16 protein-coding genes are annotated in these 20,664 nt (G+C 37.4%); 6 read left to right on the plus strand and 10 right to left on the minus strand.

The genetic code is table 11. The annotated features are described in order from the left end of the window. Nucleotides 1-458: 458 nt before the first annotated feature. From OR571_RS10280 to OR571_RS10290, 3 genes are read right to left on the minus strand one after another with little or no spacing between them, the layout of a single operon-like run. Nucleotides 459-1,535, minus strand: a complete 1,077-nt coding sequence (locus OR571_RS10280) for a PepSY domain-containing protein (protein WP_282242703.1) — start codon at nucleotides 1,533-1,535, stop codon at nucleotides 459-461. A gap of 58 nt (nucleotides 1,536-1,593) precedes the next feature. Continuing rightward, a complete protein-coding gene (locus OR571_RS10285; protein ID WP_282242704.1) occupies nucleotides 1,594-2,937 on the minus strand; it encodes a sensor histidine kinase in 1,344 nt (447 codons plus the stop codon). Further along, nucleotides 2,927-3,637 (minus strand): response regulator transcription factor, encoded by a 711-nt coding sequence (locus tag OR571_RS10290; protein WP_282242705.1) that lies wholly within the window; start codon nucleotides 3,635-3,637, stop codon nucleotides 2,927-2,929. The genes OR571_RS10285 and OR571_RS10290 overlap by 11 nt, the downstream gene beginning before the upstream one ends. A 368-nt stretch (nucleotides 3,638-4,005) precedes the next feature. On the opposite strand from OR571_RS10290, the gene OR571_RS10295 reads away from it, so the two are divergent. Then, nucleotides 4,006-4,596 carry a transposase gene (locus OR571_RS10295; RefSeq protein ID WP_282242706.1) on the plus strand — a complete coding sequence of 197 codons (591 nt, stop codon included), beginning with the start codon at nucleotides 4,006-4,008 and terminating at the stop codon, nucleotides 4,594-4,596. A 19-nt stretch (nucleotides 4,597-4,615) separates the two neighbouring features. Here OR571_RS10295 and OR571_RS10300 read toward each other — a convergent pair whose 3' ends face one another. From OR571_RS10300 to OR571_RS10310, 3 genes are all read right to left on the minus strand, one after another. Beyond that, nucleotides 4,616-5,413 carry a gamma-glutamyl-gamma-aminobutyrate hydrolase family protein gene (locus OR571_RS10300; RefSeq protein ID WP_282242707.1) on the minus strand — a complete coding sequence of 266 codons (798 nt, stop codon included), beginning with the start codon at nucleotides 5,411-5,413 and terminating at the stop codon, nucleotides 4,616-4,618. Nucleotides 5,414-5,503: 90 nt separating this feature from the next. Continuing rightward, entirely contained in the window at nucleotides 5,504-6,577 is a 1,074-nt protein-coding gene (locus tag OR571_RS10305; RefSeq protein WP_282242708.1) for a branched-chain amino acid aminotransferase, read from the minus strand. 152 nt (nucleotides 6,578-6,729) lie between these two features. Then, the gene (locus OR571_RS10310; RefSeq protein WP_282242709.1) at nucleotides 6,730-7,227 is read right to left on the minus strand and encodes a GNAT family N-acetyltransferase; all 498 of its coding nucleotides are present in this window, start codon (nucleotides 7,225-7,227) and stop codon (nucleotides 6,730-6,732) included. A gap of 204 nt (nucleotides 7,228-7,431) precedes the next feature. Between OR571_RS10310 and OR571_RS10315 the strand changes: the two genes are divergently transcribed. Next, on the plus strand, nucleotides 7,432-9,063 hold the full coding sequence (locus tag OR571_RS10315; RefSeq protein WP_282242710.1) for a hypothetical protein: 1,632 nt from the start codon (nucleotides 7,432-7,434) through the stop codon (nucleotides 9,061-9,063). Between the two features lie 29 nt (nucleotides 9,064-9,092). Beyond that, entirely contained in the window at nucleotides 9,093-10,442 is a 1,350-nt protein-coding gene (locus OR571_RS10320) for an S-layer homology domain-containing protein (RefSeq protein ID WP_282242711.1), read from the plus strand. Between the two features lie 146 nt (nucleotides 10,443-10,588). Here the strand turns inward: OR571_RS10320 and OR571_RS10325 are convergent, their stop codons facing one another. Both OR571_RS10325 and OR571_RS10330 read right to left on the minus strand, forming a co-directional pair. Continuing rightward, nucleotides 10,589-11,932 (minus strand): GntP family permease, encoded by a 1,344-nt coding sequence (locus OR571_RS10325; RefSeq protein WP_282242712.1) that lies wholly within the window; start codon nucleotides 11,930-11,932, stop codon nucleotides 10,589-10,591. Nucleotides 11,933-11,947: 15 nt separating this feature from the next. Continuing rightward, complete coding sequence (locus tag OR571_RS10330; RefSeq protein ID WP_282242713.1) at nucleotides 11,948-13,072, minus strand: glycerate kinase; 1,125 nt, start codon at nucleotides 13,070-13,072, stop codon at nucleotides 11,948-11,950. Nucleotides 13,073-13,199: 127 nt separating this feature from the next. Between OR571_RS10330 and OR571_RS10335 the strand changes: the two genes are divergently transcribed. Beyond that, nucleotides 13,200-14,291, plus strand: a complete 1,092-nt coding sequence (locus OR571_RS10335; RefSeq protein ID WP_282242714.1) for a CdaR family transcriptional regulator — start codon at nucleotides 13,200-13,202, stop codon at nucleotides 14,289-14,291. 51 nt (nucleotides 14,292-14,342) lie between these two features. Here the strand turns inward: OR571_RS10335 and OR571_RS10340 are convergent, their stop codons facing one another. Next, nucleotides 14,343-14,828 (minus strand): C40 family peptidase, encoded by a 486-nt coding sequence (locus OR571_RS10340; protein WP_282242715.1) that lies wholly within the window; start codon nucleotides 14,826-14,828, stop codon nucleotides 14,343-14,345. 288 nt (nucleotides 14,829-15,116) lie between these two features. Here OR571_RS10340 and OR571_RS10345 point away from each other — a divergent pair, with 288 nt between their 5' ends. Continuing rightward, the gene (locus tag OR571_RS10345) at nucleotides 15,117-16,817 is read left to right on the plus strand and encodes a methyl-accepting chemotaxis protein (protein WP_282242716.1); all 1,701 of its coding nucleotides are present in this window, start codon (nucleotides 15,117-15,119) and stop codon (nucleotides 16,815-16,817) included. A gap of 669 nt (nucleotides 16,818-17,486) precedes the next feature. Here the strand turns inward: OR571_RS10345 and gdhA are convergent. Continuing rightward, nucleotides 17,487-18,863 carry an NADP-specific glutamate dehydrogenase gene (gene gdhA, locus OR571_RS10350; protein ID WP_282242717.1) on the minus strand — a complete coding sequence of 459 codons (1,377 nt, stop codon included), beginning with the start codon at nucleotides 18,861-18,863 and terminating at the stop codon, nucleotides 17,487-17,489. A 356-nt stretch (nucleotides 18,864-19,219) separates the two neighbouring features. On the opposite strand from gdhA, the gene OR571_RS10355 reads away from it, so the two are divergent. Beyond that, nucleotides 19,220-20,629, plus strand: a complete 1,410-nt coding sequence (locus tag OR571_RS10355; protein ID WP_282242718.1) for a YfcC family protein — start codon at nucleotides 19,220-19,222, stop codon at nucleotides 20,627-20,629. The last annotated feature ends 35 nt before the right edge of the window (nucleotides 20,630-20,664 follow it).

Here is a 20,664-nt window from a genome sequence, read left to right on the forward strand (position 1 = left end):
TGAAGTCGTGCCCGCGGAAAGCGTCCACCCTGTAGCGGAAATTCTAGTGGACACATCATTCAACTCACTACGTCGCAGTTTACCTATATGACGTATAAAATAAATACATGCCATTCCTTATGCTACTTGAAAAAAAGTTATCCCCATGTCTAAATCTTCTATAGGTTCCTAACCAATAAAAAAACACCTCTTTCTACGGGGAATGGTAGAAGAGGTGTTTTGCTCCTTGTTATCGCTCAAGGATTATATTTAAATCGCCGTAAACTTTGTGACTTCGTTTTTCGCTTCGTTTTATCGCTTTGTTGCTGACTTGAAAATTCCCCTATTATGCTTAGTTGGTTGAGCTTGCTTCCTTCAAACTCGCTCATCAACTTTAAATAATATTCATTTGTTACTTTCATATTAAACGAAGTAAATGAGAATACTCATAGAGTTTTATTAGAAATTGATGAGAATTTTCACTCCCAAGTAATAGAAAGTATTTTACCTGAAATTGCATGCACTTGAATCGTTGCTTTTGTTTTTCTTTCTTTAGCACTTTCTTTGTCACTCTCAGGGAAAGTTGCTTTCATCACAATTAAATAGTAGCCACCTTCATTCGTTTTTACAAACGAGCTACTTTCAACTGTTCCCTTTTGTTGCTGCTGCGCCTTTTTAATCGCCTGTTCTTCCGAAATTAATACAGTTGTAACAGTATCTGTTTTTCCTTCTGCTTCTGGCTTTTTAGACTCTGACTGTATTGTATTTGTTGGAGGAGTTTGTACTTGTCCTTGTGTTTGTGCTTGTGTTTCCTCCGACGTTGGTTCTTCTACCTTAGCAGATTCCGTCTTTTTTGGCGGCACAGGTTTTATTGAATCTACAATTTCTTCCGTTTTAGCACTCTCTTCTTTTGGCGTTTCAGCTTTTGTTTCTTCTTGTTTACTCGTTTCTACTTTCAACGAATCCTTGCTAATTTCTTTATTAGGCTTTTCTTCTACCTTTTCTTCGATTTTAGAAGTTGCAGATATGATAGGTTTAGCCGTATTATTTTCACTTGTTTTTGGAGTTTCTGCTATATCCACCGGCTTATTAGTAGTCGTCTTTTTCTCACTAATAATAATCTTGAGGGGTTCCTTAGCTTGTCCTGTTTCTGTTTTTCTTACTACTTGCTCTTCCATCTTTTTTTCTTGGTTTGGTTGTCCTTCCCTTTGAGAAGACTTCTCTGGGATCGATTCACTTGATCCTTCCGCAACTTCACTTTCTGTTTCAATGATGTATTTATCCGATTGTTTAAGTGAATTAACTTCACCTGTGAGTGCATCCATTTCTACTGAATATACAATTCCATTTTTAGCAATGAGTGCGTGGTAAACAGCTTCATTTTTCTCCACAATAGCTACATCTGCATCATATGTCTGCTCAAGTTGGGCGCGGACTTCATTTTCCGATATCGACTGTTGATTGGTCCGAGTAATGCTTAATACAAAAACAATCAAACAACCGGCTACAATCAATGTAATAATCGATAGAAATCTTTTTAGTTTGAAAAATTTCATTCACGCTTTCCCCTCCTCAATCTATCATAAAATACAAACATTAAAAATCGATGAGAATTTAAGATTTTGGGATAAAAATATGGATGATCGTACCAACTCCAACTGTGCTTTCAATCTTCAACTCTGCCGAAAGACGCATTGCAATATCTTTAGCTATAGCCATTCCAAGGCCAGTACCGCCTGTCTTACGATTTCGCGCTTCATCTACTCTATAAAAACGGTCAAATATATGTGGTAGATCTTTTTCAGGGATGCCGTTTCCATAATCTAAAATAGAAATTGTTATACCTTTTTCATTTTCTAAAATGGTCGCTATAATTTCTTTTTCACTATATTTCCTTGCATTATCTAAAATGATGAAGAGCAATTGTCTTAATTGCTCTAGATCTGTATTAGCATAAATAGGTCCTTGCCCTTTTAATATAAATTGGCGATTATATGCTGTACGCATTGATTGTAACGTTGTTTCTACTAAGCGAAATACATCTATTTTTTCGAAATGGCGCATGCTTTGTTCATTACTTTTTGCTAGCAGTAACATTTGTTCGATCATTTCTTTCATTCTGGCCGTTTCATTCACAATTGCCTGTACTGACTCTTCTGCTACTGCGGTATTACTAAAGCCATGTCTTGCCAACAATTTGGCATAGCTTTCAATGACCGTAAGAGGTGTTTTTAATTCGTGAGAGGCGTCAGATACAAATTGTTCCTGCTTTTTATAGTTCTGCTCTAGTCTCTCCATCATTTCGTTAAACGCAATGCCCATTTGTGCCATTTCATCTTTACCATTAGGAGGAACAACAATCTTTTCATAGGTTCCTGATAATCTACTTTGGGACATAGTGTTTATAAGCTTTTTGATAGGTCTCGTGATTATTTTTCCTAATGTTACACTTGAAACAGTCATGAGTAGGATGCCGACTATCATCACACTTAGTAGAATGAGACGAAGAAAGTCTAAATTCTTTTCTACATCTCCTAAAATTTTCATCACTTGAACTTCTGTTACTTCCCCATCTACCCAAATGACCGGTTTACTTATAGTTAAAATAGGTGTTCCTTGAAAAGCACCGATGGAATACCTTTCCCCTACATTGAACCTTGGATAATAGTCATCTACACCATCAATTGTTTGCACGAACAACTTCAATTCCTCATCATTATCAATAACCCGAATACCACCATTCGGAGGAATGTATGTACGCAAAATAGTTGCGGCATCTGCTTCTTTACTTATTTTACTTAAAGCAGCGATCAGCTCGTCCACTTCATTATTCAGCTGCTTATACTCTGTATCGAACGCCATTCTTTCAAATAATATGTAAATACCAATATTCATCATACTTAAAATAACTAATGTTAAAACGGTGGAAAAGAGATGTATCTTTGTTTTAAGATTCATCGCTTTTCTTCTCCTTCAGCACGTATCCGACACCTCGTACTGTTTGAATAAGAGAGGATTTTCCGTTCTCTTCTAACTTTTTACGTACATATCGTATATAAACGTCCACCACATTTGTATCTCCATAATAATCAAAACCCCAAACAGCATCTAATAATTGTTCTCTCGTCAACACCTGATTCGGATGTTTCATCAAATAGAGTAAAAGATCATATTCTCTTGGTGTTAAATTGATGGATTCTCCCTCATTAGTTATCTCACGAGTTTGCTCGTTTAAAAGAAGCGAGTGGAATCTATGCACATTATCATTATGTTGCAACTGAACTGTCGAAGATCTAGATACACGTATAGCAGTGCGTACACGTGCAAGAAGCTCCTCAATTTCAAAAGGCTTCGTCACATAATCATTTGCACCTAAATCTAAACCAGTTACTTTATCCTCTAAATCACTTTTAGCAGTTAATAAGATGACTGGAGTATCCGTTTTGGTAGCTCGAATACGTCGAAGTACATCTAATCCATTCAAACCAGGCAGCATTAAATCAAGCAATACAAGATCCCATACCTTCTCTCGATATTTAATCAATCCATCGGTTCCCGTATAGGCGATTTCGACAGCATACCCTTCGAATTCTAACTCTAGCTGAAGAACACGCGCGATATTTTCTTCATCTTCAATAATCAATACATGCTCCTTCATCTAAAACCCCCGCTTTCTTTCCCACTATTTTAGCACACAACAGGTCTGTTTTAGAACAGAAGCACATGGGTCGTTGCCTGCAACATAGATCCAAGGGTATTGCTGACTTATCAAGGGCTAATTTTACAATATATGGTTGAATGAGACAAAATCCAATGTGAACACAACAAACCAAGAAATCCTATCCAGATGCAATACTTTACTCATTACAAAATTTAATTTTGATAAGTTTTTTCGAAGTTAAATTTGATTAAGAAGCATTCTAGGGCTTAAAAATGAAATTATCAAGGAAAACGTTGAATTATGAAAATTGTTGTTTTAGTTATTATATTGTATGGTGGACTCAATAACATTGGGGGGGTAGTACTATGGGTAGCATGAGAAGAGTTTGGCAGCCGGAGATTTTTTATCATGTGACGGTGCGCGGAAACAACCGTCAAAATATCTTTTTAAATGAAGCGGACTTCGCCTTGTTTTTTCAGGCACTGCAATATACACATCAAAAGCATCCTTTTACGATAATTGCTTATTGCATGATGAATAATCACTATCACTTACTCATCCGTTCATCGAAAGTTCCGCTTTATAATGTAATGACCATTATTAACAAACGTTATTCTAACTATTTCAAACGAAAGTATCATTTCTTCGACCAGCTTTATGAAACACATTTTTTCGCAAATATGGTAACCCACCCAATTAACTTATTAAACGTGAGTAGCTATATTCACCAAAATCCTATAAGAACGACTAAAGTACATGTCGAGAGGATGGAACTCTATCCACATAGTTCTTACAAATATTATATTAAACAAACAAAGAGCCAGCCTAGTTTTATAAATACACAGTTATTGCCCTCTATCATCGATCAATATCCAGAAATAGTAGCAGAAAATTATAGCACTTATTGTGAAAACTTTCGTATGGAAGAAGAAAAATCCCTTCTTACTTTGACATAAGAAAGGATTCAATAGATTGTTAGGCAATAGTTTCATCACTACTAACAAGAGTCAGATTGTGACTTGCTAGTTTGCATTTTTCTACAAAAGCGTTGAAAAGCGGACGAATTGTGGAAACTTGAGCTTCCATCATTTCTGGGTGCCACTGAACAGCTACTACAAAACGGTCACCATTTTGCAGTTCCATTCCTTCCACAATACCGTCTGGAGCCAACATAGTCGCTTTAAAACCTTGTCCGATATCTTTCACCGCTTGATGATGGAAGCTATTAACACCAAGCTCAGTTGTTTCATAAATCTGATACAGAATTGAATCTTTTTCGATCTCAACCGGATGGAATGCATGATGTCGCAGTGCTTTTGGGACAGAGTGATTAATACCTGCTGGTTTTTGTGATTGAAGATCTTGGTATAACGTCCCTCCCGTTGCGACAGTAAGTAGCTGCATACCTCGACATATACCAAGCACCGGTACATTCATTTCAAATAAAACCTTTTGTGCAAGCTTTATTTCATGAGCATCGCGCTTTGGTTCAATAAATCCTAAACCAAATTTCGGATATTCACCGTAGTAATTGGGATCTATATCTGACCCACCAGAAAATAAAATACCATCTATTTTTTGCAAAAGAGGTGTCAACGTTTCAATATCCTCTGTAATTGGTAATATCACTGGTACACCGCCTGCTCGCTCAATCGCTACAATATAATCATCCGCAAGCATTTGCCATTCTTGATTTTTTGCCCCTATACCTGCTGCCATACCAGCAGCGTCGTTAGATAAATAATTTGCACAAATCCCGATAAGTGGTTTCACTTTATATCCCCCGTTCATCTTTTCTTAGCAAAAAATCGCCGCTCCACCAATTGGAAGAGCGACAATTTTTATGTTTTATTTAATGAAGATTTACTTTACTTCGACAACCCAGCCAAATGGATCTTCAATTGCACCTTTTTGAATTCCTGTTAGTGCATCATATAACTTTTGCGAAAGTTCACCAGTTTCACCGTTGTTCACATAAAACAGCTCGCCTTTCCAGCGAAGTTCACCGATTGGAGAAATAACTGCTGCTGTTCCTGTTCCGAAGGCTTCGTCTAACTTACCATTTAAATACGCCTCGCGAATTTCTTCCATCGAAACTTTACGCTCAGTTACCGGCACGTCCCAATGTTTTAACAAAGCAATAATGGATTTACGTGTAATACCATCTAAAATGCTACCATTTAAAGCTGGTGTTACGACCTCTCCATCAATTTTGAAAAATACGTTCATGCTGCCGACTTCTTCAATATATTTTCGTTCGATCCCATCTAACCAAAGCACTTGTGAATATCCTTCACGATCCGCAACTTCCTGTGCCTTTAAGCTAGATGCATAGTTTCCAGCTGTTTTCGCAGTACCTGTACCACCTGCAACTGCACGAACATATTCGTTCTCTACAAGAATTTTAACTGGATGAATACCTTCTTTATAATAAGAACCAACTGGTGACATGATAATGATAAAACTATATGTTTTAGAAGCAGAAACACCCAAATGAGCCTCTGTTGCAATCATAAACGGACGAATATAAAGGGATGTCCCTGGCTCTGCAGGAACCCATTCTTTGTCTAACTCAATTAGCTGTTTTAAAGCTTCTAACGCAAACTCTTCATCAATTTGTGGCATGCTAATACGGTCGCATGAATTATTCATACGTCTCATATTTTCTTCAGGGCGGAACAGGCGAACAATTCCATCTTCTGATAAGTAAGCTTTCATCCCTTCAAAAACGGTTTGTCCATAATGCAAAATACTAGCAGATGGATCTAAAGTAATCGGTTGATAAGGAACGATTCGATGATCATGCCAACCTTGCCCTTCCGTGTAATCAGCTATAAACATATGATCGGTAAATTTCGTACCGAAAACTAGTTGATTTGATGGAGTTTTTTCATTTTTGTTTTCGTTTACTGTAATTGGAATTTTTAGACTATTCACTATGTATTTCCCCTATCAATATAATTATTAGTAGATTGCCGCTCTCATTTGCGTACAATATATTATATGCAATTATACTACTTTTAAGAAAATTATAAATACCTTTTCCAAAAATAATTTTATAGGCTACTATTTGACTAGTATACTTTCGGTTAATTCTCCCCAGCTCTTAATTTGACTAAGTTGTACCAGCTTACTCCTCCATGCTTTGATTCAGACAGGCCGTGGTTTACAAAACCTAATTTTTCATAAAAAGAAACTAATTCCTCTTTACAGGTTAATGTGATTCCTTCTCTATTATTCTCTTCTCCAAGCTCTTCCATTTTCTCCATTAAAACCTTTGCAATTCCTTGACCTCTAGCTCTTCTGGATACTGCAAGACCTAAAATACTCTGATATCCTCCTCTTTTTGGATTCTCCTTGATTTCCTTAAAAAGATCGTCCGTTATATAAGGCTGATTAATAATAGGACCATTAATATAACCAAGTATCTCGCCTTCTCTTTCTGCGATAATAAACGTATCAGCTATTAACTGGATTCTCTCTATAAACGCTTCTTTTGTAGCAGCTTCTTCTATTGCAAAACCTTCATTTTCAATAAATAATAACTGCTCTAGATCTGTCGGCTGAACATTTCTTAAAGTAATCATCTTGTCTATACTCCCTTTCCGTAAAGCTGTTTGCATAGTGTTAATCCTTCCATTATAACATTCCTTGCAAATCTTTTAGCATTTCTCCTTAATGCCTTCCTAGTCTTTTTTCCTCAATAAAATTACAACTGTGTAACAATTTATTACCTTGAACCGATAAATAATATATAGGACAAAATACTAAATAGATAGGAGGCGTCATACTTGTTTAAATTTACTACATACATACTTATGCTTTCGATTTTATTTGTTAGCTTGTTCCCCTCTACTCTTCAAGTACAAGCATCCACATTAGTAAGCGGAATGTTTGTCGATGTTACATATGAAGAAGTCATGGTGGATAAAAAAACAACCGAAAAACAACTATCCAAAATCACTTTGATAAATGACAAAGGGAAAACAATTACATTGAATATTGATGCGTATGCTTCTCTATTCATTAATTCCACACCGACCTCCATCGGGGCATTTAAAGAAGGAATGTGGGTCGAAGCAACTGTTGGATTACGCAATGTAAACGAACTAAACGGCTTTGTCGATATAGCACAAGGTAGTGACTCGCAAGCCATTGGGGAAAGTTTAACCGGTACAGTTAACACAATCGACAAAAGTGGCAAATTTATCGCTATCAATACAAAAGAAAGAAATTCGGTCAATTATTATTTAGATGCACAGACCAAAGTTTTTAAAGACAATAAATTAGTCGATTTGAGCGTTTTATACGTAGGTGACCGTGTAAAGTTAATCCTTTCTGAAAATAGTCCTACTACACTTTCTACTATTGAAATAATTGCAGAAGGCATTAAAGTAGAACAGTTATATAAAGGGACAGTACAACAAATAGACGCTAAAAAGAAAAAACTAGTAGTAAAAGATGAAAAAGTGTTTCGTAACTGGGATTGGAGAAACGTTTCTGGAAATAAAGGAAGCATTAGCTCTAAAGCATTTACAGCAAAAACTCCAATTTATGTTGGCAATAAAAAAGTAGATTCCAGTCAGCTTCGAAACTACGTGAATAACGAAATTTACTATGTTACGATCGAGCAAATGGGCCAAGAAGTGATACAAAAAATGATTATTAAACAGTCAAACGAGCGAGACCTACATGAAAGTTTAAATTCGGTAGACACTTCCGCTCAAAAAATTCGATTATCAAGTACTGGTAATATGGCCTACCATAACGGAACGATCATTATTCGCAACGGCCGATTAGTGGATGCGACTGCACTTTCACAAAGCGGAGATGCTTATGTCATTACGAACGGTACGACAACCCATCAATATGCCAACGTCATTTATGTGACAAACGATGGCTTCCAAAGCGCTAATTTAACGAACCATGAAGTTTATTTTGGCCAAATAGGTAGTGTAGGATCATACCGACTTACTTTGACGAATGCAAATCGACTTTCTAATAATTATTGGTACGGGGTAGGCTATAGTAATTTAAGTTTTAGTGATGATACGGTTGTTGTAGAAGATGCTAATAGCTGGACGACAGATTTTACGAACAGTACTAGTAAATATGCATATTTCTATGTAAAAGATAATCATATAGTTGCTGCAAGAATTGTAGGATGGAGTAGCCCTGCATCGTTCATATCGGTCGGTCGATATAGCGGAAATTGGAATTGGAATTCGATTCAAGTAAAAGATGTCAGCCAGTGGCTTGCAGGAAACTGGATAGAGTCTAATCCAATCTATTACATGGATACAACTTGGACTACATTCATTAAAGAAGGAAACGTTATTTCCAAAAGTGATTTAGAAGAAAATGATCGACTATATATTATTCATGACACGTACTCACAAGCTCGAATTATTTTAGTTGATTAATCTATTGAAATGAGGTAAGGAAAATTCAAATGTCTAGCAAAACTATCCAAAAATTATTCGTTTTAATGTTGACGGTTGTATTAGGATTCACATTAGTGATCCCACCGGCAAGTGCAAAGGTTCCTGATTTCAACGGTGGCGTACTCGATGAATATGAGTATGAAGAAGTTTTTTTCTTAACAGGCTATCCTATTAAATTTACTGGAAAAGCAACTGTTACCGAAAAAGAGAACAAAAATCTGTTAACAACGACATATAAATTCACGTTAACAAGTGACTATGGAGATAAATTAACACGTAATGTGGTATATGTGTCGGACTTAAAAAACCATGAAACCAAAGGCCAAACAACGTCCAACACAACTGTAAAAAGCTACACAGAAAAAGTGACAATGGCTAACAAAACGACGTATACACTAGACGATTATCAATTTTCACAAGGGTCCGTCATTGATAACAGACCAGCTACTGACTATTACTCTGGAAATGTGATCGCTCGAAAAATTTATATTAGAAGTGCAAAATCCGGAAAAGCAACATTCAATGATAAAATTACTGTTTATATGGATGGACGCAATGTAGGATACAAAAATTTCTGGGGCTCTACTGACACACAGTTTATCGACTATGAAATCGAAGCTCCGGAAGGTACCTCCTTTGTAACCAGTAAAGTTTCGGATAGTAAATCTAGAGTATTAGAATATGAGCAACATACTCCTTCCCTTTCTAGCTTTGTAGGAGGACATGCAGTTATTAGCTCCTCTAATATAGTATCTGAATATGAGTATAATATTCCTTATTACGCAGGAACAGGAACGATCTATTTAAACAAAGAAAAAACACCGAAAGTGGAACGATTAATCGTTCCGAAATTCCGTGACATTGCAAAGCATTGGTCTAAACCAAACATCGAAAAACTCTATTCTTTAGGCATACTAGATGAATCTAGTAACTTCTTTTCACCGGATGCAGCTATGAAAAAAGATTTATTTACAGTCGGTGTTGCAAAAGCGGTAGATATACGTGTATTAGAAGAAAAACCGACAAAGAAAAATTCAACGAAAAAAGCTTTATTTGAAGACTTAGATGTAAAAAATCCTAACTATGCATATATCGAAAGTGCGTTAAATAAAGGTATCGTCAGCCCAGTCAATAAAGACAAGTTTGGTGCAAAAGATTCTATCACACGCGCACAAGCTGTTACCATTATTGTTCGTTCCCTTGGTTTAGAAGGCCGTGCTCCTACTCCAGGATATACAACAAAATTCGCTGACGATAACAAAATACCAAAAGAAGCAAAAGACAGTATTTATGTAGCAAGTGAATTAGGCTTAATCGATCCAGATAAAAAAATCGTATCAATCCTAACGAAGTACTGACACGAGGTAAAGCTTCCCAACTGTTAGTTCGCTATTTAAATTTCTTAGAATCCGATTTAAAACAAAACTATCGTGACGATATGCTATATTTCAACTAAGAAAATCCCCCACGAAAGCACCCATTGCTTTTGTGGGGGATTAATCTGTTAAACCAATATAAACCAGATAATCATTGTGACGATAATTGTCGTGACACCTTGTAGTAAAGTAGCCATTGTTTGAGCTTTATATGCATCCGTTACTTTCATACCGCTAAACTGTGTAACTACCCAGAAGAAACTATCGTTCACATGACTTACGGTCATTGCCCCTGCACCTACTGCCATTACAACCAATGCTAGTGGTAGTGCACCTTCAATACCTAATGTCGGAAGCATTGGAGCAATTAGTGAAGATGTAATTACGAGAGCAGCTGTAGAAGAACCTTGCGCTGTTTTCAGTGCTGCTGCGATTAAGAATGGCACCAATAAGAACCAAGCTCCATTTGCAAGTGCTCCTAAGTCCATTTGCTGCAATTGATCAGCAACGCCTGAGTTTTTAATGACTGTACCAAATGCTCCTCCAGCCCCTGTTATCAATAATATAGGTGCTGCTTCTTTTAACGCCTCACCGATCCACCCAGACAAAGTCGTTTCATTTATCTCAGGTAGTAACAAAAATGCTGCAAAAACACCGAATAATAATGCTACAGTTGGTGCTCCTAAAAATTGCAGGAATTGCGTAAGTCCGGAGTCACTTCCTGTTAACGCAGCTACAGAACCGATTCCGATTAACACAATCGGCAATACGATCGGTAGAAATGCTTTAAAGGTTGACGGCATTTTCCCAAAAGACTTGATGACTTCTTCATAATCAAGTGCTTCTTCATGATCCGCTTCTACGTCAATTTTCGTCCCTACTTTAACTGCCCAAATATAGCCGACGATAACAGCTGGTATTGCTACAAACAAACCAACTAAAATGATTGTACCCAAGTAGTCCGTTGCTCCAATATTACCAGCTGCTGCAATAGGACCTGGTGTTGGCGGAACTAATGTATGGGTTGCATATAATCCAGTAGATAACGCAACCGCCATAGAAGCTACTTTCACTTTTGCACGTTTTGCCAATGATTTTTTCAAGCTAGATAAAATAATAAATCCGGAATCACAAAAAACTGGAATAGATACGATATAGCCGATAATCGACATCGCTAGCTGCGGTCGTTTTTCTCCTAAAATACGAAGCACTACTTCTGCCATACGATAAGCAGCACCTGATTTTTCTAAAATAACTCCTATAATTGTACCAGCAACAATAACAATCCCGATGCTTGTCATCAAACCACCGAAGCCAGCATTCACATTTTCAACAACCGTAAGTAAAGGCATGCCAGATGCAATTCCTACAAAAAATGCACTTATTAAAAGAGCTAAAAATGGGTGCAATTTGAACACCGCTGTCAATAATACGACTAAAAGAACCCCTACTAAAATCACAAAAAACAACATTTAATACACCCCTGTTTATAAAATGGATTGCATAACTTCTTTCGTTCTTATACATAAATAGTAGCCTGCTTGTTCCAGAGACTGTTCTTTAGAAACGGTATCGCCCACAACACTTGCTAGCTTATAAAAGTAAGGGGATAGTTGTAATTTACTTTCCTCTTCTATAAATCCTGAAAGTAAAATGACCGGAACTCCCATTTCTTTACCTACATTTGCGATACCTATCGGTGCTTTACCGGAAAGAGTTTGAACATCCGATTTACCTTCCCCTGTAATAATGAAATCAGCATCCTCGACTTGCGCTTTAAAATCGATTGCTTCCATTACTACTTCGATCCCCGGTTTTAAAGTTACTGGGAAAAACGCAAGAAATGCACCACCTAATCCGCCGGCCGCGCCCGCACCTGGTTTCTCGTGGAGTGCAATACCAGTCACATCCTCAATTTTGTTCGCTAAATGGAATAGGTTTTGATCGAGTACTTCCACTAAATCAGCGGTAACCCCTTTTTGTGGTCCAAAAATAGCAGTCGCTCCCTTAGAACCTATAAATGGATTATCCACGTCGCAAGCAATGATAAAATGAGCTTCTCTTATTCTTTTATCAAAATTGGTATCATCTACTTTATGTAACTTAGCTAACGCCTCAGCGCCTTCTGCTATTTCATCCCCTGTTTTATCTAGAAATTTCATCCCTAGAGCCCGTAACATCCCTGTTCCACCATCATTCGTCGCACTACCTCCGATACCAACAACGAACTTTTTGTATCCTTGATCGAGTGCGTGCAATATTAACTCTCCAGTACCAAAAGTGGATGCAATGAGTGGATTTTTTTCATCATCCTTCAGTAAAGTTAATCCGGATGCTTTAGCCATCTCAATCACACACGTTTCCCCGTCTCCAAGGACACCGTATTCTACTGAAATTGGCCTGCCGATCGGATCGTGCACGTGGACTTGAACCGTATGTCCATTTGTCGCCATGATAAGCGGTTCCAATGTACCTTCTCCGCCATCTGCTACAGGTAGTAATACAGTTTGGATTGCCGCATCTACCTCCCTTATACCAGCAGCTATTTCACGTGCCGCTTCCATTGCAGTTAATGAACCTTTAAAAGAATCAGGACTAACAACGATTTTCATTCAATCACCTCTTATAGTTAAGCGCTTACACATTAGTATATTGATAGTTTTCATTTTTTGCATTATACTTAATGTACAATTTATCTGTATTATAACAGCGTGATTTTTATACGCGATGGAGGTTCTAATGATAACAAAACAGCTTGCCAATCAAATCGTTGAACAAACGATGCTAAGGCTACACCGAAATATTAACGTCATTCAAACAAATGGGATGATTTTAGCTTCAGGGGACCGCTTACGCGTTGATAGTATACATGAAGGGGCTGTTGTCGTTGCAGAAACGAGAGAGCCTTTACTAATAACAGATGAAAATAATCATTTATTTCCTAAGACGAAACCTGGTATTAATTTACCTATATTTTTTCAACAAGAATTAGTTGGCGTCATTGGAATTACAGGGAATCCATCAGAAATTGAAGAAATAGCAACACTCGTTCAACTAACAACGGAAATGATGGTTTACCAAGCATTGATCGCTTCGGAACGAGAATGGGAAAGAAAAATGCAGGAGATCGTTTTTAAAGAATTAATGAGTGGACAGCCATTACAAAAAGTTATTTTCGAACGAATAAATAAAATAGGGTTTCAAAACAAACCTCCCTTTCATACGATAATGATTGAACTTGATCCAGAATCTAAATCCTATCAGACGATTCTCCAAGGAATAGAACATTCCTTCCACCATGATTCTATTTTAGTAGGACATTATCAATTAAAAGAACATTTCATCCTTACTTCTGGTTTGAACGAAAAAGCATTTCAACGAAAAATAGTTCAACTAGCTAATATACTCAAGAAATACAACGCCTTGCCAATCTCCATAGGTAAAGTTGTCCATTCACTCGATCAGGTACACCATTCCTATCAAACTGCAAGAATCGCTCTAGAATATGGACAGCGAGATCGATCTATTCTTTATTTTGAAGAAGTTGAACTATATTCCCTATTAAAGAAACGAGACTCACAAGAAGCGAAGAATTTTACTAATCGAATAGTAGGTGCATTAGATGAAAAGCTTCTTTTCACTTTACATACATATTTTAAGTGCAATCAGCAGCTAGCAGTTTGTGCAAAAAACTTAGAAATTCATCGTCATACACTTACTTACCGTCTTAAAAAGATACATGAATTAACTGGATACAACCCAACCTTGTTTCAGGACGCTATTGTTTTACAAATTGCCTTATGGATGCTGGATGGATTTAAATTTTCCTGACAACTTAAAAACCGTTTCAGCTTATTGAGCTGAAACGGTTTATTCGTATGGTTATTTTTTAGCTAATGATACGTTAGCAACTTTTTTAGCGCCTACGTATTTTTTACCCCAGTAGTATGGGTCATTTACTTTATCGATTTTTACACCTTTAGATGTCGATGCATGAATGAATTTTCCACTACCTATGTACATTCCAACGTGAGAAACACCTTTACCTGATGTATTGAAGAAAACTAAGTCTCCCACAGCCAAGTTTGCTTTTTTCACTGATGTACCCGTGCTGTACATTCCTGCTGCCGTTCTCGGAAGGTTTACACCATTATTTTTGTAAATAAATCCGATAAAACCTGAACAATCAAATCCTGCTTTCGTTGTTCCACCATAACGATATTTAATTCCTATTAAATTTTTCGCACTTGATACTATTTCATTGGATGCTACAGTGCTTGCTGCTTCTGTATTCCCTGCAAATGTTCCCGCGGCTAAAACTACAGTTAAACTAAAGATTGTGATGATTTTTTTAAACAAAGAAGTCAAAACTTATGTTCCTCCAAAAGATGTTTATTGAAAAATTCTACTAAACTAGTAATTGCAAATTTCTCTATACCCATACTAACACGATATAAACATTAGTGAGTTTACAGTTGTGTAACAAAACTATTACAGTAATCTTCTAATAGTTTTCAAATCTTAATCTCTCCTTCATCTAGTCATTTATTCGTTATAAAACATTCAATTGATATATATCTTTTTTACCTGTTTCTATGGTATAAATAGTATAAAGAAATGATTAGGTATGGCCTATGAACAGGGGAGAATTGTATTATGAAAAACACACTAACAGTACATCTAGGATCGATTATTGTTGGAATAATCGTTGCGATGCTGTTAATCACTTCAATCGCCACTTATAAAACCGCATACGACGAGTTATATAAAGCGGCTGGCATTGAAGCTTATGGATGCGCCAATATTACCACGGGTTTGATAGATCCTTCTGATATGAAGAAACTATTAGCTGGGGATGCTACAGCAGTAGATAATGTTAGTAAGCAACTAAACTGGACAACTGCACATAAGGATATTTTTGAAACTCAGTATATTATTGATTTAGACGGAAAATTATTAGCAATGGACGATCATTTGAAAGCAAATGATTACAAGGCCGGCGATCAGTTTTATATAGATAAAGAAGCAACAGACATGCTAGTTGAAATGGGACATCCCACTTATTCGGAGGTATACGAATTCGGTGGTATGAAGCGTCTATCTGGATATGCCCCAATTTATGAAAACCACGATCCTGCTGGTAAAATCATTGCGATTAGTGTAATTGATTTCGACGCATCTATTGTAGGAGATCGCACATGGGATGTGGTGAGTAAAGGGATACTTACAAGTTTAATCCCTATGATTCTTGCTTCGATCTTTACATTATTTTTAATTAGAAGAAAAACAAAACCTCTTTCAGTACTTATTGCCCATGCAGGTGAAATTGCAAAAGGTAATCTATCTGTGAACGATACAAACTTTGCGAGCAAAGATGAAATTGGAGATTTAAGTAAGACACTTAACAGACTTGCTGGAAACTTCCGCGAGATTATTGGGACCGTTCAAACGACCTCTACCCAACTTACTAGAAATGCAGAGGAAACAGCGGCTTCTTTAAATGAAATGAAAGATGCTGTACATCAAGTTGCAACGAATATGAGCGAAACTGCTGCCTCCGTGTCAGACGGCACGTTGACAGCCGAAAAATCATCCACCATTTTACAGGCGCTTGCGGAAGATCTTCAAGACTCTAAAATGACGGCGGATACGAGTGTTCAAAATTCCAAAACGACGATGGCAACAGCAGAAGAAGGTTTAACGCGCGCAAGTGAAATTAGTAGCGATATGGACAAAATAAGAAAAGCTTCTATTGAAACAGGCGAAACAATTCAGCGTTTAAATGAAGCAACAAAGAAAATTCAACATATTACTGGCTCTATTGCTGCAATTGCTGCTCAAACGAATTTACTAGCACTAAACGCTTCAATTGAAGCGGCTCGCGCTGGGGAACATGGAAAAGGCTTTGCCGTTGTAGCAGAAGAAGTTCGAAAACTGGCCGAACAATCGAATAGCGAAGTAAACCAAGTAGAAATGATTGTGCAAGATATTACAGCAAGTATTTTATCCGTTGTAACTTCTACTGAAGAGAGTACAAAACTGATTGAAACAGGTTCTACTACTGTATTACAAACGTCTCAATCATTAAGTGATATTTCAACAGAAGTTGCGAAAACAGTAGAAGAAATTTCTACGATTTCTAGTAAAGCAACAAGCGAGGCGGAAGATTCTAAACAAGTTGTGAAGCTTATCCAGCAACTAACAGAATCTATTCGTGAAATAGAAGAAGTAACCACATCTATTTCTGCAGCGACCGAACAAACCACAGCTTCTATCGACGAAGTAGCAAGCCGCTCTAATGAAACAAGCCATATGGCACAAGAGCTTCAAGAAATTGTTGGTAAGTTTAAATTGTAAATACAAAATTGAATATGCCTATCTCTTTACCAATATGGCAAGTAGATGTTTTTAATCTGAGGGGAATGTCACACATAATAGGGAAACTGCGAGGTAAGATACTAAGATGTCCTCCCTGATTTCCGCTCCAGGCAGACGCTTTCCGTGGGGCGAGCGGTGAGCCTCCTCCTCCGCTAACGCTACGTGTGGGGTCTCACCTGTCTCGCTAATCCCACAGGAGTCGTTGCCTTGCACTCCAATCAATAGAACCTACTAATAATCACTATAAAGTAAGTCTTATTCAATAGATCATAGGTTTTTCCTATAGAAAAACAATATATTACTAGATTTAGTGCATCATTTCTTAGTAATTTACTGGATTGTAGCGAAAGGGTGGCGACTCCAGCCGGAATAGCTTGAGCTGAAGACCCTGGACTGAGCGTAGCGAAATTTACTTTTGCGACGAGCTTGCGCAGGAGCAAAGGAAGCGGCGGAAGCCAAGCCAGCGGAAAGCGCCCACCCTGCAGCGGAAATCATGAGGACACTTTATTCAACTCACTACCGCGCAGTATCTCCATACTCCATTCGACTTAAAAATGACATTACTTATCTTACTCCTATGAAAAATTGAACTTTACTCTAGCAAAATAAAAACTCGCTTCCTATATAGGAAAGCGAGTTTTTTATCTATTAATGAATACCATGTGCAACCATGGCATCTGCTACTTTTAAAAATCCTGCAATATTCGCACCCACTACGAAATTCCCTGGTGCTCCGTAAGCTGCAGCCGCATCAAAACAGCTTTTATAAATATCTTTCATGACTACTTGTAGCTTTTCATCCACTTCTTCCACAGTCCAAGACAAGCGCATGCTATTTTGTGACATTTCCATTGCGGAAACCGCCACCCCCCCAGCATTAGCTGCTTTCCCAGGTGCAAATAAAACACCATTTGTTTGGAAAGCATGAACGGCTTCTTCTGTACAAGGCATATTAGCGCCTTCTCCTACCGCCTTTACACCATTTGCAATAAGCAACACTGCATCTGTTTCTTCTAATTCATTTTGCGTCGCACAAGGTAAAGCGATATCGCAAGCGACCGTCCAAATATTGTTACATCCTTCATGATAGACCGCATGCTTATGAAACTTTATATATTCTTGTATTCTTTTATTGTCGAATTCTTTTAATTTCTTCACCGTTTCTACATCTATTCCTTTTGGATCATAAATGTAGCCACTAGAGTCACTGCACGCTAGTACAGTTGCACCTAGCTCAATTGCCTTCTCCATCGCATATGTTGCCACATTTCCCGAACCGGAAACAATTACTTTTTTTCCAGTGAAGCTTTCGCCTTTACCTTTTAACATCTCTTCTACAAAATAAACGCAGCCATAACCAGTCGCTTCTTTACGCCCTAAGCTACCGCCATGATTGGGATCTTTACCGGTGAAAACACCTGCTTCAAAACCACCTTTAATGCGATTATATTGCCCAAACATATAGCCAATTTCTCGCTTTCCAACGCCAATATCTCCCGCCGGTACGTCCATGTCCGCTCCAATATATTTGCTTAGCTCTGTTATAAAGCTTTGAGTAAATCGCATAATTTCACGCGATGACTTCCCTTTTGGATCAAAATCAGAACCACCCTTACCGCCACCAATCGGCATACCAGTCAATGCATTCTTGAATGTTTGTTCAAATGCTAAAAACTTCATAATACTGCTATTTACCGTCGGATGAAAACGAATTCCGCCTTTATAAGGACCAATACTATTATTAAATTGTACACGGAAACCACGGTTTACTTGCACCTTACCTGTATCATCCTCCCAAGCAACACGAAACGAAATTACGCGGTCAGGCTCTGTAATACGTTCTAAAATACCATTATGCATAAACTCAGGATGCTTTAAAAAAACAGGACGAAGCGAATCAAAAATTTCACGTGTTGCCTGCAAAAATTCTTTCTCACCTGGATTACGCTTCTTCACTAGCTCGTAAACCTCATGCACATAATCATTTGCTCTACTTTTTTGTTCCTGTTCTCTCAATAAATCCATATATTTTGCCCCTAACGTATTCATTCTTTTATCTATTATCTCGAATCTTCTAAAAACATTCAACACAAAGATAATAGTAGTATAATAATTATACATAAAACGTTACAATTATACGGCTAGAACACCCTAAAAAAAATTATTCTATTCCAAGATAACGCTTTTATTTACAAGCACTTGAAGTATCAATCAATTGATAAAATTATTAATTCTACTGATTACTCTATCATCTCACTTGTATACATTATACATTCCATTATGAATTAAAAATTTTCTGAAAAGTATCTGTCAGCTTTTTTGACTTTATAATAAATAAATTAATGACTATATAGCGAAAGTTAAGAAAAGAGGAATAAAACATGGAAACAGTAAACACGTCAACATCTAAAAGAAAGTGGAAACCATCTATTCCACATGTATATGTCATATTATTTTCACTCGTTATTGTAGCGGCAATTTCCACTTACATATTTCCGTCAGGCGAATATGAGCGGATGGTGGACGAAGCAGGTAGAACGATTGTTGTAGCGGATACATATAAAGAAACCGTTTCTACTCCTGCAAGCTTTTGGTCGATTTTCCAAGCGGTACATAAAGGAATGGTGAATTCAGCAGGTATCATTTTCTATATATTCATCGTTGGAGGTTCTTTTGGTATTTTGCAAGCAACTGGTGCCATTGAAGCAGCAGTTGGTTCGATCGCACAAAAAATGAAAGGGAAAGAAATTTTAATTATACCGATCCTTATGACTTTCTTCGGCCTATCTGGCGCAATGCTTGGTTTAGCAGAGGAGACAATTCCTTATATTACAATTTTAGTTCCTTTAATGCTTTTAATTGGATATGATTCTATGGTAGGGACGGCTGTAGTGCTTCTTGGAACTTCAGCAGGATTTACAGCAGCCTTTATGAATCCTTTCACGGTTGGAGTGGCTCAAGGGATCGCGGAAGTTCCTTTATTCTCCGGCCTTCATTTACGAATTGTATTTTTTGTTATATTTCTGGCAGTAAGTATTTGGTATGTTATGCGTTATGCACGTAAAATTAAAAAAGATCCAACTAAAAGTGCACTTTATAATGATACAGATAGTGATAGCTTCAAAATTCCTGATACTATCCTAACGCTAACGAATCGTCATAAAATAATTTTCGTTATTTTACTTGGAACACTTGTCACACTCGCATTTGGAGTTATAAAATTTGGATGGTATTTATCTGAAATTGCCGGGTTATTCTTATTAATGGGTATCCTAATGGGGCTAGTTGGAAAGATGAACTTCAGTCAAATTTCAGAGCAATTTATCGAAGGGTGTCGAGTGCTTGTAATGGGAGCACTAGTAGTTGGGGTTGCAAACGCAATATTAGTTGTTCTTCAAGACGGGAAAATTATGGACACCATTCTATACGGATTCTCTTCTGTTATCGGAGACATGCCTGCTGGTTTTGCAGCGTTTGGTATGTATATCGTTCAATGCTTACTGAATTATATTATTCCATCCGGTAGCGGACAGGCAGCATTAACAATGCCGATTATGGCTCCGCTTTCAGATTTAGTCGGGGTAACTCGCCAAACAGCTGTACTTGCCTTCCAGTTCGGGGACGGAATATCTAATATATTCACACCGACATCAGGATATTTCATGGCAGGACTTGCCCTTGCCAAAATTTCTTGGATTAAATGGGTTAAATGGATCTTCCCTCTTATTTTGATCCACTATGTGTTAGGGGCAATTTTCGTTACCCTTGCACATTATATAGGATTTTCTTAATAGCATATCCCCTCCATTCGCGGGGGGTTTTATTT

It is taken from the genome of Psychrobacillus sp. NEAU-3TGS, from assembly GCF_029955155.1.
Taxonomy (GTDB): Bacteria; Bacillota; Bacilli; order Bacillales_A; family Planococcaceae; genus Psychrobacillus.